This is a genomic window from Halomonas sabkhae (assembly GCF_030409265.1).
Taxonomy (GTDB): domain Bacteria; phylum Pseudomonadota; class Gammaproteobacteria; order Pseudomonadales; family Halomonadaceae; genus Halomonas; species Halomonas halmophila.
Genome location: NZ_JAUFPM010000020.1, coordinates 1 through 13,171 on the forward strand (window position 1 = coordinate 1; position 13,171 = coordinate 13,171).

Consider the following 13,171-nt stretch of genomic DNA (forward strand, 5'->3'; position numbering starts at 1 on the left):
TGATGACTTCATAGACGCTGATGACCATGGCGATGAACACCAGCCAGGCGGCCACACGACCGCAAGCCACCACGCCGCGGTCGAAGGCATTGCGAACCGGGTCCGGCGGCGCCGTCTCGGCCGGTGCCGCCGCTTCCTCCGGGGAACGAGAGTCTCGAGTCATGGGAGTTCCTCAAAGACAAGGCGCGCCTCGCAGGACGCGCCGCGTCGAATCATGTCACCGGGCCGCAGCACAGCGGCCCGGCATGCTTTACAGCAGGTTGTGGTTTTCCAGATACCCGACCACGGAGTCGTAGAACTCCTGGGTGATCTCGTTCTTTTCCGCCCAGTTGGCCCACTCTTCCTTGGCGATGTTGCGGAACTTGGCGCGCTCTTCGGCCGGCAGGTCGATGATCTCGATATCCGGATTGTTGCGCGCTTCACGCACGGCTTCCAGATCGCGGGTCTTGAGTTCGGCGACCATCTCGTAGGCCAGGCTGTCCACCGAGGTTTCGAGGATCGACTTGAGATCGGCCGGCAGGCCATCCCAGATGTCCTTGTTCAGCGAGACCGAGACCATCGGCAGGGAATGGAAGCCCGGATACAGCGGATAAGGCGCGAACTCGTGCAGTCCCTGAGCCTGGTTGGTGGCGAACACCGTATAGTCGGCGGCGTCGATCACACCCTTTTCCAGCCCGGTATAGACCTCCGAGCCCGGAAGGTTGACCGGTGTGGCGCCGGCCGCTTCGAAGATGTTGTAGACCATGCCCTCCGGCGCCCGCAGCTTGAGGCCTTTCATGTCCTCGACGGAGCGAATCGGCTTGGTCGACGGCAGCGACTCGAGGCCGGTCGCAGCGGCACCGATCAGGTGCAGGCCATAGGGCTCGACCAGCTCGTTGTACAGCTCCTCGCCACCGGCGTTGTTCATGTAGTCGAGGAAGTCGTAGGGATCGCTCCAGGCACCGACCAGATTGCCCATCATGCCGAAGGCCGGATTCTGTCCGGTGAAGTAGCTGGGATCGGTCAGATGCCCCTGCAGGATGCCGGATTTCACCGCCTGCAGTGTCTGGTTGGCCTGAACGACCGAGCCCACCGGCAGAATCTCGATGGCGATACGACCATCGGACATCTGCTCGACATTCTCGGCCCAGGCTTTCTTCATCTCGAACTGGGGTTCCCCGGCGGTTTCCGAGGTCTGGAAGGTCCATTCGTACTCGGCCGCCTGGGCATCGATGGCCAGGGCACCCAGCACGGCCAGGGTCAGGGTCTTGAGAGGCATGCGAGACATCATAAGGCTTCCTTTTCGGTTGTTGTTGACACGGTGGTCGGGACTTCGATGGATGGAACACTGGGGATCAAGTCGGCGAGCCCCAGATCCCGGCCGGTGCGTTCCAGCACCGCCAAGGCCGCTTCACTGGCCTGATCGGGCTGACGCAGGCGAATCGCCTCCATCACCCGACGATGGCGTTCCATGCTGTCGTTGAGCTCAACGGCGCTGTGGTTGGACCTTTCCACCAACAGCGCGATGGCCGGCTTCAGCACATGGCTGATCTGCGCCCAGACCAGGTTGTGCGAGGCGGCGAAGATGGCCTCGTGAAAGGCCACGTCGTAGTCGTCGTGGGAAACGCCCTGCCAGTGCAGGTCCTCGTGTTCCAGGGCACGGATCATGCCCTGATACGCGGACTCGATGGCCAGCAGGTCGGCTGCCGTGGCGCTTTCCGCCGCCAGGCGCGCCACATAGGGTTCGACGGCGACCCGGAAGGCGAAAATCTCGCGCTGGATACGCGGATTGGGCTGCGCGAACCGTGCCATCCAGCCACTGACTCGCGGGTCGAGCAGGTGCCACTCCTGGAGCGCCCGCACTCGCGAGCCCTGACCGGAAATGCGCACCAGCAATCCGGCCGCCACCAGGGTCTGGAGCGCACTGCGCACGGTACTGCGACTCACGCCGAAGCGCTTGCAGAGGTCCAGCTCCTTGGGCACGAAATCACCTGGCTCGTACTCTCCCGCGAAGATGGCTTCGGCGAGGGCATCGGCAATCTCGGGCCCCGAGGAACGTCGTGTGTCAGAAACGGCAGAGGACATGATGTGCCTGTCGCAGTGAAAGAAAAGATTGTGTCTGATCGATGACTAACTATGTCGGACATAGCATCGGATAAAATCGGACACAACGCTTTTAGACTTTAGTCTTTCACGGGCAGGAAGGCGGCACCGCCTTCCCATGAACGCCGCCCGGGTGTAGGGTTCGGTCCCATCATGGGCGCCAGCAAACAGATCGCGCCAGCCCAGACACCCGACTTGCGCAACAGGCCATGACTCGTCCCGTAACCGTCGTCTTTGGTGGCACCGGCTTCGTGGGTGCCCAGCTGATCAGAGAACTCGTGGAAAGTGGCCGACCGACCCGGCTGGTTGCTCGGCGGCCGGAGTGGCCGGCCTGGGTGGAAGACGGTGACCCGCTGACCTTGTGTGCCGCCGACATCCGCGATGCCGACCAGGTCGCCACGGCACTGTCGGGAGCTGACGCCGTGGTCAATGCCACCAGTCTCTATGTGGCATCACGGCAGGTGAGTTTCGAGGCTATGCATGTCACGGCCGCCGCCGAGCTGGCACGGCAGGCGCACCAGGCGGGTATCGAACGCTTCGTGCAGTTATCGGGGATCGGCACCCGCCTCGCCTCGCCCTCGGCCTATGTGCGCGCCCGGGCAAGAGGCGAGTCGGCCGTACTCGACGCCATGCCCAAGGCCACGATCGTCAGGCCCAGCGTCATCTTCGGGCCTGATGATGCCTTCCTCGGCCAGTTGACGGCCTTGACGCGACTGCCGGCGATTCCGCTGTTCGGTCGCGGCACTCAGCGCCTGCAGCCAGTGCATGTCGTCGATGTGGCCCGCGCCATCGTGACCCTGACCGCGCGGCACCGACCCAGGCGTTACTTCTTCGAGCTCGGGGGCGCCGATGTGCTCGACTACCGCGAGATCCTCCAGCTGGTCATGCATCACCTGGGGCGCCAGCGCCCCATGGTGCCGATTCCCTTCGCGGTATGGCATGCCGTGGCACTGGGCCTCGGCATCCTGCCCGAGCCTCCTCTGACGCGCGACCAGGTCATCCTCATGCAAGGCGATAATCGGGTTACGGAAGGCGTCGGCACCTTCGAGGATCTGGGCATTCGCCCGCGCGCGCTACGCGATAGCCTGCCGGATTGCCTGCCTCACCCGAGGTAAGGCGACTCATTCTCCTCGGTCCCGCCGCCATACTCCCGCTCGACCCGGGCTATCCGCACGCGATACCGGGCATACCAGGCTTCGCGCCCCAGGCGCTGCGCTTCACGATGTTCGGCCTGAGCCTTCCACTGCCGGATGGAGTCGAGATCCGACCAATAGGACACCGTGATGCCGAGGCCTTCGCGGGCCGATTCCACCCCGAGAAAACCCGGCTGCTCTGCTGCCAGTTGCATCATGCGCTCGGCCATTTCGGCATAACCGGCCAGGTCATCGGCACGCAACGAAGAAAAGATGACGGCGTAGTAAGGGGGGAGAGGGAGTAGTGGCCAGCATGGTCGATCAAACCTCCATCATGGCGAGAGCCGGCGGCTTTCGCTTGTCATTGTCATGATGACCCGCGAGGATTGGGGTGTCGAATCCCACAAACTGCATAGAAGGTGAATTCATGGCCACTCCCCGTATTCTGGTTTTCGCCGGCAGTGCCCGCGAGGCGTCCTACAACAAGCAGCTGGCCCGCCTGGCGGCGCAGCGTATCGAGGCTCTGGGTGGCACGCCCACCTTCGTCGACCTGCGCGACTATCCCGTCCCGCTCTATGACGGCGACCTGGAGGAACACCAGGGATTGCCCGACAACGTCGTGGCACTGCGCCAACTGCTCGCCGAGCACCAGGGGCTGCTGATCGCCTCACCGGAATACAATGGCTTCGTAACGCCCTTGCTGGTCAATACCATCGACTGGCTGACCCGCCCGCACCAGGGCGAGAGTGGCCTGGCATTGTTCCAGGACCGCCAGGCGGCCCTGGTGGGCGCCTCCCCGGGAGGCCTGGGCGGCCTGCGCGCTTTGAATCCATTGCGCCAGTTGCTGACCAATATCGGCGTGACTGTCCTGCCGAACCAGCTGGCCGTCGGCGGAGCCGGTGACGCCTTCGATGCCCAGGGACAGCTCACCAACGACAAACAGCGCGACAGCCTCGACGCCATCTGCCAACGGCTGATCACGACACTGGATCGACTACACGACGAATGAGGCTCCGCGAAGCCCCGGGGAATTCGTCAGATGCGATACCCTAACGGTATTACCATAACGATCATTCCCCCATCCGGCGGGTGAGCTCAGTATACGGGGCGTTCGGTGATCACCGAACGTCCTCATACGAATGGAGCCCTGTCATGTCCTCACCCATCACTCCGCTGGCCCGCCGCACCCTGGGCCAGAACTTGAACGTCTCCGCACTGGGCTATGGTGCCATGGGCATCAGCGAGTTCTATGGCCCTTCCGACGACACGGCCTCTCGCGACATGCTCGACGAGGTCGCCAACGCCGGTATCGACTTCATCGACACCGCCGACATGTACGGGCGCGGTCACAACGAATCCCTGATCGGCGATTTTCTGAACCATCGCCGGCGTTCAGGCGACCGGAACGCTATCAGGATCGCCACCAAGTGCGGCATCGATCGCGGAGATGCCGACTATGCGCGCCGGGTCAACAATCGGCCAGAGTACATCCGTGCCTGTTGCGATGCTTCCCTGAAGCGTCTCGGTGTGGAGCGTATCGACCTCTACTACCTGCACCGCGTCGATCCACAGGGTGATATCCGTGCCGCCATGGAGTGTCTGGCAGAGCTGGTCCAGGCCGGCAAGATCGCCCATGTCGGCCTCTGCGAAGTCTCGGCGAGCACATTGGCCAAGGCCCATACCGTTCACCCGATCACGGCACTGCAGACCGAGTATTCGCTGTGGACACGTGATATCGAGACCGAGATTCTGCCTACGGCGCAACGCCTTGGAATCGGCGTCGTGCCCTACTCTCCTCTGGGTCGTGGTTTCCTGACGGGACGCATCACTCAACAAGCGGATCTAGCCGAAGACGACTTTCGGCGCCACAACCCACGCTTTCAGGCCGATAACCTGTCGCATAACCTGTCCTTGCTGGATACGATTCATCGCGTGGCCGAACGCCACGAGGCTACTCCGGGCCAGGTGGCACTCGCCTGGCTGCTGACTCGGGACGCGCATATCGTGCCCATCCCCGGCACCCGTCGTTCGACCTACCTGCACGAGAACCTGGGGGCGCTGGCCCTGGAGCTCGAAAAACGTGACCTGGACGCCCTCGACACGGCCCTGCCACCGGACGCCGCGCATGGGGAACGTTATACTGAAGAAGGCATGAAGGGGGTCAATGCCTAACGCCGCGACAGCCCCGTGCTGCTTCGGTGAGGGGCCGCCCCGTCGAGCAGATGCTCAACGAGCTGCAATACCTCGGTACGCGCTTCGTCGGCTCGCCACAGCAGCTTGAGTTCGATGCTCAAGCGCTTTTCGAGGTCGGCCGTAAAGGGCCGGTAGACCACGCCGAGCCGACTGGCGGCATGCATGGTAGTGGGCAGAAAGGCAACGCCCTCGCCGGCGGCTACCCGTGCCAGCAGGCTCATGTGCTCCTGCGGCTCGGGACGCCGCGGCGGCGCATAACCATGGTCCGCGAAGACCCGTTCGCAGTGATCATGGAAGGTCGGATTATCATGACGCGGGAACCAGAAAAGCCGGCTACTTCCCAGGTCATCGAATGATACCTCCGAGCGGCCGGCTGCCGGGTGGTCCTCATGCAACGCTACCATCATCGGATCAAGGGCGACGCGCCGGGCCTGGACCGATTCGCCCGGCTCGGCCACCTCGCCGACCAGAGCCAGATCCAGTTCCCCGTTCCACAAGCGTTCGGCCAGATGCTTCGAATACGCCTCCTCGATCCGCATTCCCGCCGGGAGGCGATCACTCTTCAGGACATCGCGAATGCCCGGCACCAGGCTGAAATCGATCACGCTGGTCAGCCCCAACCGAACATCGCTGCTGCCCTTGGGCGCCATGCGGCGCAGCCGCACCAGCGAGTCGTCCAGTGACTCGAGCACTGCTCGGGCATCGGCTTCGAAGGCTTCTCCCGCCGGCGTCAGACGCACGCCATGAGTATCCCGCTCGAAGAGCCTGACCCTGAGCAGGTCTTCCAACCCGCTGACCTGGCGTGACAGGGGAGGCTGCGACATGTGCAGACGTTCGGCGGCACGGCGGAAATTGAGTTCCTCGGCGACTGCCAGGAAACATTGCAGCTGCCGAGTGGTAGGCAGGGGTGACAACGCACGGCTTGCCATTCAGGGATCAACACCTCGCGGTTTTCGATGCTCGGCTCAGAGCCGCCCTTGCCGGGAGAGCCTCCGCCTGACCCAGCGGTCATACCACCAGGTCAGCGCCGGTTTGATGACGGGCAGGCTGATCAGCACGGCCAGTGGCCGCATCAGCGGGATCCGCTTCATCAGCAGGCTATAGGCCGGCATGCCGCGATACAGTTGGCCGTTGGCGTCCTCGACATGCAAGGACAACAGCGCTTCCTGCACCGTCACGCCGTGCTCATTGAGCACGGCTTCATGGGCGTTGGCATCCAGCCACTCCACGGAGTTGGCCCGCTGTGCCCAGCGCTCGTAACGCTGGCGTTCACGACGACACAACGGGCAGGCAGCGTCATAATAGACCTTCAGCCAGGACGTCTCAGACATACTGCCTCCTGGCCCGGTTCATCGGACAACGCGGCTCAGGTGCCGATATCCTCGGCCAGTTCCTTGTCATCATGGGCGTGCAGCGGCGTATCTTCATCACACTCCAGCTCCTGCTCAAAGGTACGGGTGACATCCAGCAGCCCCAGTTCCTGGATGGTCCGTCGCCCCAGCAGGACCGGATAATTCATGTCACTGCGGTCCTCCAGGCTGAACTGCTCTTCGTAGCGGGTATCGCCGATGCACATGGTCATCAGGACAGCCGGGCGTCGATCCTGACCGCCGGCGCCAGTGAGGATCAGGTTGCGAAACACCGGGCGCTCGAAGGTTTTGGACACGACTTCCTCGGTCGACTCATCCTCGACCTCGACGACGAAGCGCACCCATTCTTCGCCATCGCGCTTGAATCTCTCGATATCCTCGGCCTGCATGGACGACGTCAAGGCACCGCTGTCCAGCTTGACCTTGACCTCGGGCCCCCAGGGCTCCTCGATTGTTGCTTTCTCGACCCAGCCAAACACTTTGCGGTCGTCATCACCCGCCGGCGCGGCACTGCTCAACAGCGCCGTGACAAGACCGGCCATCAATGCGCCACCCATCACCTTGTGCATCCTGGCTCTACCTCGCAAAAAGCGTTACTCAATATGAACGAATGAACCATATCAAGGCTGGCCACGCCTTACCATCCAGCCGCCGAACGGCACAACGCCCGTTCGGTACTGAAACGGGCGCAGATCAGCAGGACTCAAGCTTTCGCTGTCATGTCTCAACCGGATGGAAAACTGAACTCGGCACTGGCCCACTCGTTACGCTGGGGCCAGCGTTGGGAGACCGACTTGCGGCGGGTATAGAACCGGACCGCATCGGGACCATAGGCATGCAGGTCGCCGAACAGTGACTCCTTCCAGCCACCGAAACTATGAAAGGCCACCGGCACCGGCAACGGCACATTGATGCCGACCATGCCAACCTCGATGCGGTCGGCGAAGCGACGTGCCGCTTCGCCATCCCGGGTGAAGAGGCAGGTGCCGTTGCCATACTGGTGACCATTGATCAGCTCGATGGCGTCCTCGAAGGTCTCGACGCGCACCACACACAGCACGGGACCGAAGATCTCGTCACGGTAGATGCTCATCTCCGGCGTCACCCGGTCGAACAGCGTCGCGCCCAGGAAGTAGCCCGGTGACGCCTCGACCCGCGCATGCGCCCGACCATCGACCACCAGATCGGCACCGGCCTGTTCGCCCCGAGCGATGTAGCCGGCCACCCTGTCGCGATGGGCGGCGTTGACCAGCGCCCCCATGTCGAGTCCCTTCTCGGTTCCCGGCCCAATCTTCAGGTGACGCGCCTGATCGGCCACCTTGTCCACCAACGCATCAGCGGTGTGATCGCCCACGCAGACCGCCACGGAGATGGCCATGCAGCGCTCCCCGGCACTGCCGAAGGCCGCCCCTACCAGGGTGCTCGCTGCATTGTCGAGATCGGCATCCGGCAGCACGATGGCATGGTTCTTGGCCCCACCCAGCGCCTGGACGCGCTTGCCGTTCGTGGCGCCGCGCTGATAGATCGAACGCGCCACCGGCGTCGAGCCGACGAAGGACAATGCCTTGACGTCCGGCGCCTCGATCAGCGCCTCGACGGTTTCACGGTCGCCATGGACAACGCTGAAAATGCCCTTCGGCAGGCCGGCCTCGTCGAGCAGCTCGGCCATCCTGAGGGCCGCCGAAGGCACCTGCTCGGAGGGCTTGAGGATGAAGGCATTGCCGCAGGCGATGGCCATGGGATACATCCACAACGGCACCATGGCAGGAAAGTTGAAGGGCGTGATGCCGGCCACGATGCCCAGCGGCTGGTGGTTGGACCAGGTATCGATGCCCGGCCCGGCGTTGTGCGAATACTCACCCTTGAGCAGTTCCGGGACGCCACAGGCGTATTCGACGTTCTCGATGCCACGCTTGAGCTCGCCCATGGCATCCTCGAGTACCTTGCCATGTTCCTCGGCGACCAGCTGACAGATCTGCTCGGCATCGCGTTCCAGCAGCATCTTGAACCGGAACATTACCTGAGCGCGCCTGGCCGGCGGCATCTCGCGCCACGCCGGCAATGCCGCACGAGCGCCGGCGACGGCCTGTTCCACGGTGGCGGCATCACCCTGTGCCACCTGGCGAATGGCTTCACCGGTGGCCGGGTTGTAGACATCGATCCTGCGTTCGCCGACCAGGCGCTCGCCGGCAATCCAGTGGGTCACATTGGTCATGGGTCTCTCTTCAATACTTGGGCAGACCGGAAGCCACGCCCCTTGCTGGCATGGCCTTCCCGGCCCGACCGACAGAAACGATGAGCTTTCCAGCGACAAATCCCGCGAGGGCGCCATGAACCCTTCCCTGGGCGCCACTTTTGCCCTGCGGCGCTTTCGCGTCCCGCTTCGCTTGCAGGTCCTGTGCTGGCCATCCATGGCCAGCCCGTTCGGAGCAGTGCTCCTCACCCATGGCAAAAGACCCTCACCTGGCCTTGTCCCCGGCGCTCATCTCGACAATCGTCAGGCGTGCAGACAGCACTCAGACCTCCCGGTCGAGCAGCGCCTCGTCGAACGGGTAGCGCGACAGCTTCTCGATGCCGGTCTCGGTGACCAGCACTTCTTCCTCCAGCTTGACGCCATCGGCGGCACCGACCTCGCCGATATAGCTTTCCACCGAGACCACCATGCCCGGCTCGAGAATGCCGTCCTTGGAGAAGCGGTCGAAATCCATGTGGTGGGCGACCAGCGGCGTCTCGCCATGCATGCCCACGCCGTGGATGACCGACGGATAGCGCCGGTCCAGGAAGCGTTCGGGAATCTTCCAGGCCTTTTCCGCAATCTCGCGGTAGCTCATGCCCGGCTTGAGAATGCCCATGTTGTGATGGACCTGATCGTAGGCCATGCGATACAGGCCTTTCTGGTAGGCGCTCGGCTTGCCGGGCCCGACATGAAAGGTCCGCGAAAAATCGGAATAATAGCCATGGCAACCGATGGTATCGGTGTCCAGGGCCACCAGCTCACCAGGGCGAATCACCCGGTCGCTGGCCTCGTTGAACCAGGGGTTGGTGCGCGGTCCGGAGGACAGCAGCCGGGTCTCGATGAACTCCCCGCCCTGGCGGATGACATCGCCGTACAGGATGGCGAACAGCTCGTTCTCGGTGACGCCGGGTTTGATGGCGGCCTCGACTTCGGCCACGGCGGCCTCGCTGCCGGCCATCGACTGCGCCAGGCAGGCGATTTCCTGCGGCGTCTTGATGCGTCGACAGTGCAGGGTGTCCTGCATGCAGTCATGCACATCCAGCCCTTGCGCTTCGAGAGAACGCGCCAGATTCAGCGTGCAGCGATCCAGGCCGATCTTCCTGTTGCCGCGGCCGTGTTCTGCCATCAGCTCGGCGATCTCGATGCCGAAGGGGTCGGACGACATCTCGTCGCGCTGATTGACCGCCGACCACACCACCTTGGAAGTACGCGACTCATCGATGGTCTCCAGCCAGGTGGAGACATGCGCGCTGCCCGGATATTCGAAGAGAATCACCGGCCCTTCCAACGGCACATAGATGTAGCGGGTGGAGTTGCGCAGGAAATAGCCGAACATGTTGCGCGAGCCGGTGGCATAACGCTGGTTGTAGGGGTCGAAGAGCACCACGGCGGCATAGCCCTGTTCGGCCATCATGGCGCGCAGTCGCTGCAGCCTGCCGGCACGCAGCTGCACCGGGTCAAAGGCGGTGGGAATGCTGTCGCCATTGGCCATGGGCGCCGATGGCACCACCGGGACACTCTCGGGTTCGTTATCGGTCAGCTTTTCGAAATCGACGATACTCATGCAATCCGCTTCTCTCGCAGGTGGATCGGTGACAAGGTGGGGAGCGGGCTCAGTCGGCCAGGGCGTCGTTGCGGCTCATGCCCTCTTTCTGCAGGCTTTCATGGACCGGCGCCATGCGCCCGAAGATGCGCTGGGCACGCTCGGGACGGCCGATGAATCCGGGCTCCTTGGCGTAGGCGAAGATCACCGTGTGACGCTCCTTGTCGCCTTCCACCGGCGTGACACGGTGCAACGAGTAGCGCCCGAAGAAGACCTGCAGGTCCCCAGGTTGTAGATCCAGGGACTTGAGGCGTGAGCGATCACCGTCGATGACCTTTTCGACTTCCGCGAAGTTCTCGCCTTCGGGGCTGCGAATGCCCGGCGCGTACTCGAAACGCCCACCACCGTGGGATTGCCGGGTCATCATGGTGACGATGAACTCGTTGGTATCGTAGTGCCAGGGATGCTGGCAGCCCTCGCGCAGCACATTGATCACCAGATCGGCCAACGGATCGGCATACTGGTGGATCTCCTCCATGCCGACCACCGAGGCAATGAAGCGCTGGAACTCGGGGTTTTCGTAGACCTGACGGATGATGGTATCGGCATCGATGCGATCCCCCGCCACGAATCCATTGGTTCGGTCATCGAAGCGATTGAGGGGGTGGCTGGCAGGCTGATCGGGATCGGCGTCGCTGTTGTAGGGGTTGGTCTCGGTCTGGTTGTAATGCGCTTCCGGCGAAAGTCGCTCGGTTTCGCGTTCCAGACGACTCAAGGCCTGTTCGGGCACGAAACGCTTGAGCACCACGCAGCCATCCTGAGCCAGTTGCTCGCGACATTGAGCGATCAGCTCGCGGCCTGCCTCACCATCCAGGTGGTCCAGCGGGTAGCGCTGTAGATCGATCAAGCCGTTCAGGGACACGCCGCTTCGGTCGGCTGAAGTTGCCACGGTCATGGGGGTCTCCGTTTAACAATGCACGGTGGACAGCCTAGGCAAGGGGTCCCCATAATAAAAATGAATGATTGAGATAAAACCAATTTCAAAGGCTCATTAATTATGGATACCGTGCTGCTTCGTGCCTTCGTGACCGTGGCCGAAAGTCAGGGATTCAGCGCCGCTGGCAAGGTGCTGCACCGCACACAGTCCGCCATCAGCCTGCAGATCAAGCGACTGGAAGATCAAATGGGCCAGGCCTTGTTCGAACGCACCAGTCGCAGCGTGCTGCTCACCGCCCACGGCGAGCAACTGCTGCCGTATGCACGCCACATGCTCAAGCTGGAAGACGAGGCCCGGGAATTGCTCGGCAATCGACGGCGCGGCGAACTGATTCGCTTCGCCACCTCCGAGGAACAGGCCAGCGCCTATTTACCCAACCTCTTGCCGCGCTACGCGCAGCGCTTCCCGGACACGCGGCTGGAGCTGAACTGCGATATCAGCGCCAATGTGGTCAATCAGTTTCAGGAAGGCTTGCTGGATGTGGTGCTGTCGATTCGCCACCTGCCGACACAGTCAGGTCAGCTGCTGGGCTGGGAGCCCATGGTCTGGGTGGTGGCCGAGCACTGCCGGCTGGAAGACTGGCAAACGATTCCGCTGGCGCTCAACCCGGAGGGCTGCGTGTTCCGCGCCCACGCACTATCCGCCCTGGGGCGCGCCGAGCAGCCCTGGGAGATTCATTACTCGAGCCAGTCGCCTACCGGCATCAACCTGCCCGTGCAGGCCGGACTGGCCATGACCGTCAAGACACCGCGCAGCGTACCGGCAGGCTGCCGCATCGTCGGCCAGGCAGAGGGCCTGCCGGCTCTCGGGCAGGTCGAGATCGAGATGCATTGCCGTCCAGGCCACACCAGCGAGGCCCTGGAAGCCTTCTGCGAAGAACTGGAACGCATCATCACCCAGAATGATGACGTGAGCGTCCCGGAGGTAAACGAGGTAGTGTCGGGCTGAAGCCTGCCCGCACCGCAGCACGGGCAGCCCAGGTCCCGCTACCGCTCTCAGTCACGGCGGTAGGTGCCGACGAGACGGTTCATCCCCAGCAGATGCGGCTCCACCTGCTTGAGCAACTCGGCCATGCTGATGCCTTCCGGCAGGTCGGTGGGCTTGTCCAGCGCCAGCACCCAGAAGTAATACTGGTGTACGCCATGCCCTTCGGGCGGCATGGGGCCGCCATAGCCATTACCCCCGAAGTGGTTGACACCTCGCGTGCCCACCGGGGTGGCTTCGTCGAGTGAGGTCACCGAGCCCGGCAGGTTGTACAGCACCCAGTGAACGAAGCCATAGCCACCATGCTCGACCAGGGGGGCATCCGGGTCATGACAGATCACCGCGAACCCCTTGGTACCTTCCGGCGCATCCTGCCAGGACAAGGCCGGCGACAGGTCCTCCCCGTCCCCGGTGTAACGCACCGGGATGACACCCTGGTCGGCAAAGGCATTGCTTTCTACGCGCATCTTGGTCAGTGCAAAAGCCATCTTCGTTGTGCTCCTGGAAAGTCGCATGAAGGGAGTCACTCGCGGCGCTCCCGGCTGACTCAGGCTCGGCAAAAGCCGTTAGCCTGTCAACGACGTCTTCTCATGGCATGATGGCCGTCACGTCCTTCTTCAACCCCTGCAACCA

Annotated in this window: 14 protein-coding genes; 4 read left to right on the top strand and 10 right to left on the bottom strand. The window is 63.1% G+C overall.

The annotated features are described in order from the left end of the window. Positions 1–250 precede the first annotated feature (250 nt). Both QWY79_RS13315 and QWY79_RS13320 read right to left on the bottom strand, forming a co-directional pair. Entirely contained in the window at positions 251–1,270 is a 1,020-nt protein-coding gene (locus QWY79_RS13315) for a TRAP transporter substrate-binding protein (RefSeq protein WP_290273655.1), read from the bottom strand. After that, positions 1,267–2,064, bottom strand: coding sequence for a FadR/GntR family transcriptional regulator (locus tag QWY79_RS13320; protein ID WP_290273657.1), 798 nt, complete (start codon positions 2,062–2,064; stop codon positions 1,267–1,269). Before QWY79_RS13320 ends, QWY79_RS13315 begins: the two co-directional genes overlap by 4 nt. Before the next feature lie 227 nt (positions 2,065–2,291). Between QWY79_RS13320 and QWY79_RS13325 the strand changes: the two genes are divergently transcribed. Then, the gene (locus QWY79_RS13325) at positions 2,292–3,197 is read left to right on the top strand and encodes a complex I NDUFA9 subunit family protein (protein ID WP_290273660.1); all 906 of its coding nucleotides are present in this window, start codon (positions 2,292–2,294) and stop codon (positions 3,195–3,197) included. Here the strand turns inward: QWY79_RS13325 and QWY79_RS13330 are convergent. After that, positions 3,185–3,478, bottom strand: a complete 294-nt coding sequence (locus tag QWY79_RS13330) for an antibiotic biosynthesis monooxygenase family protein (protein WP_435389793.1) — start codon at positions 3,476–3,478, stop codon at positions 3,185–3,187. The genes QWY79_RS13325 and QWY79_RS13330 overlap by 13 nt on opposite strands. A 164-nt stretch (positions 3,479–3,642) precedes the next feature. Between QWY79_RS13330 and QWY79_RS13335 the strand changes: the two genes are divergently transcribed. Further along, complete coding sequence (locus tag QWY79_RS13335) at positions 3,643–4,224, top strand: NADPH-dependent FMN reductase (RefSeq protein ID WP_290273663.1); 582 nt, start codon at positions 3,643–3,645, stop codon at positions 4,222–4,224. Between the two features lie 143 nt (positions 4,225–4,367). Then, positions 4,368–5,387, top strand: a complete 1,020-nt coding sequence (locus QWY79_RS13340; RefSeq protein WP_290273666.1) for an aldo/keto reductase — start codon at positions 4,368–4,370, stop codon at positions 5,385–5,387. Here the strand turns inward: QWY79_RS13340 and QWY79_RS13345 are convergent. From QWY79_RS13345 to QWY79_RS13370, 6 genes are all read right to left on the bottom strand, one after another. Next, on the bottom strand, positions 5,384–6,337 hold the full coding sequence (locus tag QWY79_RS13345; protein ID WP_290273669.1) for a LysR family transcriptional regulator: 954 nt from the start codon (positions 6,335–6,337) through the stop codon (positions 5,384–5,386). The genes QWY79_RS13340 and QWY79_RS13345 overlap by 4 nt on opposite strands. A gap of 36 nt (positions 6,338–6,373) precedes the next feature. Next, complete coding sequence (locus tag QWY79_RS13350; protein WP_290273671.1) at positions 6,374–6,739, bottom strand: thiol-disulfide oxidoreductase DCC family protein; 366 nt, start codon at positions 6,737–6,739, stop codon at positions 6,374–6,376. A 35-nt stretch (positions 6,740–6,774) separates the two neighbouring features. After that, the gene (gene rloA3, locus QWY79_RS13355; RefSeq protein WP_290273673.1) at positions 6,775–7,347 is read right to left on the bottom strand and encodes a retropepsin-like aspartic peptidase RloA3; all 573 of its coding nucleotides are present in this window, start codon (positions 7,345–7,347) and stop codon (positions 6,775–6,777) included. A 155-nt stretch (positions 7,348–7,502) separates the two neighbouring features. Further along, positions 7,503–8,993, bottom strand: coding sequence for a CoA-acylating methylmalonate-semialdehyde dehydrogenase (locus QWY79_RS13360; RefSeq protein WP_290273676.1), 1,491 nt, complete (start codon positions 8,991–8,993; stop codon positions 7,503–7,505). A gap of 301 nt (positions 8,994–9,294) precedes the next feature. Beyond that, positions 9,295–10,578: a M24 family metallopeptidase gene (locus QWY79_RS13365; RefSeq protein ID WP_290273679.1), complete on the bottom strand. Its 1,284-nt coding sequence runs from the start codon at positions 10,576–10,578 to the stop codon at positions 9,295–9,297. Positions 10,579–10,627: 49 nt separating this feature from the next. After that, entirely contained in the window at positions 10,628–11,512 is an 885-nt protein-coding gene (locus tag QWY79_RS13370; RefSeq protein ID WP_290273682.1) for a HalD/BesD family halogenase, read from the bottom strand. Between the two features lie 102 nt (positions 11,513–11,614). Between QWY79_RS13370 and QWY79_RS13375 the strand changes: the two genes are divergently transcribed. Continuing rightward, on the top strand, positions 11,615–12,502 hold the full coding sequence (locus QWY79_RS13375; RefSeq protein WP_290273684.1) for a LysR family transcriptional regulator: 888 nt from the start codon (positions 11,615–11,617) through the stop codon (positions 12,500–12,502). Between the two features lie 47 nt (positions 12,503–12,549). Here QWY79_RS13375 and QWY79_RS13380 read toward each other — a convergent pair whose 3' ends face one another. After that, positions 12,550–13,026 (bottom strand): YbhB/YbcL family Raf kinase inhibitor-like protein, encoded by a 477-nt coding sequence (locus tag QWY79_RS13380; protein ID WP_290273685.1) that lies wholly within the window; start codon positions 13,024–13,026, stop codon positions 12,550–12,552. Positions 13,027–13,171: the final 145 nt, after the last annotated feature.

Bases quoted from the DNA above. Each gene is read 5' to 3' on its own strand.
- QWY79_RS13315 (WP_290273655.1), bottom strand. From the start codon at position 1,270: ATGATGTCTCGCATGCCTCTCAAGACCCTGACCCTGGCCGTGCTGGGT.
- QWY79_RS13320 (WP_290273657.1), bottom strand. From the start codon at position 2,064: ATGTCCTCTGCCGTTTCTGACACACGACGTTCCTCGGGGCCCGAGATT.
- QWY79_RS13325 (WP_290273660.1), top strand. From the start codon at position 2,292: ATGACTCGTCCCGTAACCGTCGTCTTTGGTGGCACCGGCTTCGTGGGT.
- QWY79_RS13335 (WP_290273663.1), top strand. From the start codon at position 3,643: ATGGCCACTCCCCGTATTCTGGTTTTCGCCGGCAGTGCCCGCGAGGCG.
- QWY79_RS13340 (WP_290273666.1), top strand. From the start codon at position 4,368: ATGTCCTCACCCATCACTCCGCTGGCCCGCCGCACCCTGGGCCAGAAC.
- QWY79_RS13345 (WP_290273669.1), bottom strand. From the start codon at position 6,337: ATGGCAAGCCGTGCGTTGTCACCCCTGCCTACCACTCGGCAGCTGCAA.
- QWY79_RS13350 (WP_290273671.1), bottom strand. From the start codon at position 6,739: ATGTCTGAGACGTCCTGGCTGAAGGTCTATTATGACGCTGCCTGCCCG.
- rloA3 (WP_290273673.1), bottom strand. From the start codon at position 7,347: ATGCACAAGGTGATGGGTGGCGCATTGATGGCCGGTCTTGTCACGGCG.
- QWY79_RS13360 (WP_290273676.1), bottom strand. From the start codon at position 8,993: ATGACCAATGTGACCCACTGGATTGCCGGCGAGCGCCTGGTCGGCGAA.
- QWY79_RS13365 (WP_290273679.1), bottom strand. From the start codon at position 10,578: ATGAGTATCGTCGATTTCGAAAAGCTGACCGATAACGAACCCGAGAGT.
- QWY79_RS13370 (WP_290273682.1), bottom strand. From the start codon at position 11,512: ATGACCGTGGCAACTTCAGCCGACCGAAGCGGCGTGTCCCTGAACGGC.
- QWY79_RS13375 (WP_290273684.1), top strand. From the start codon at position 11,615: ATGGATACCGTGCTGCTTCGTGCCTTCGTGACCGTGGCCGAAAGTCAG.
- QWY79_RS13380 (WP_290273685.1), bottom strand. From the start codon at position 13,026: ATGGCTTTTGCACTGACCAAGATGCGCGTAGAAAGCAATGCCTTTGCC.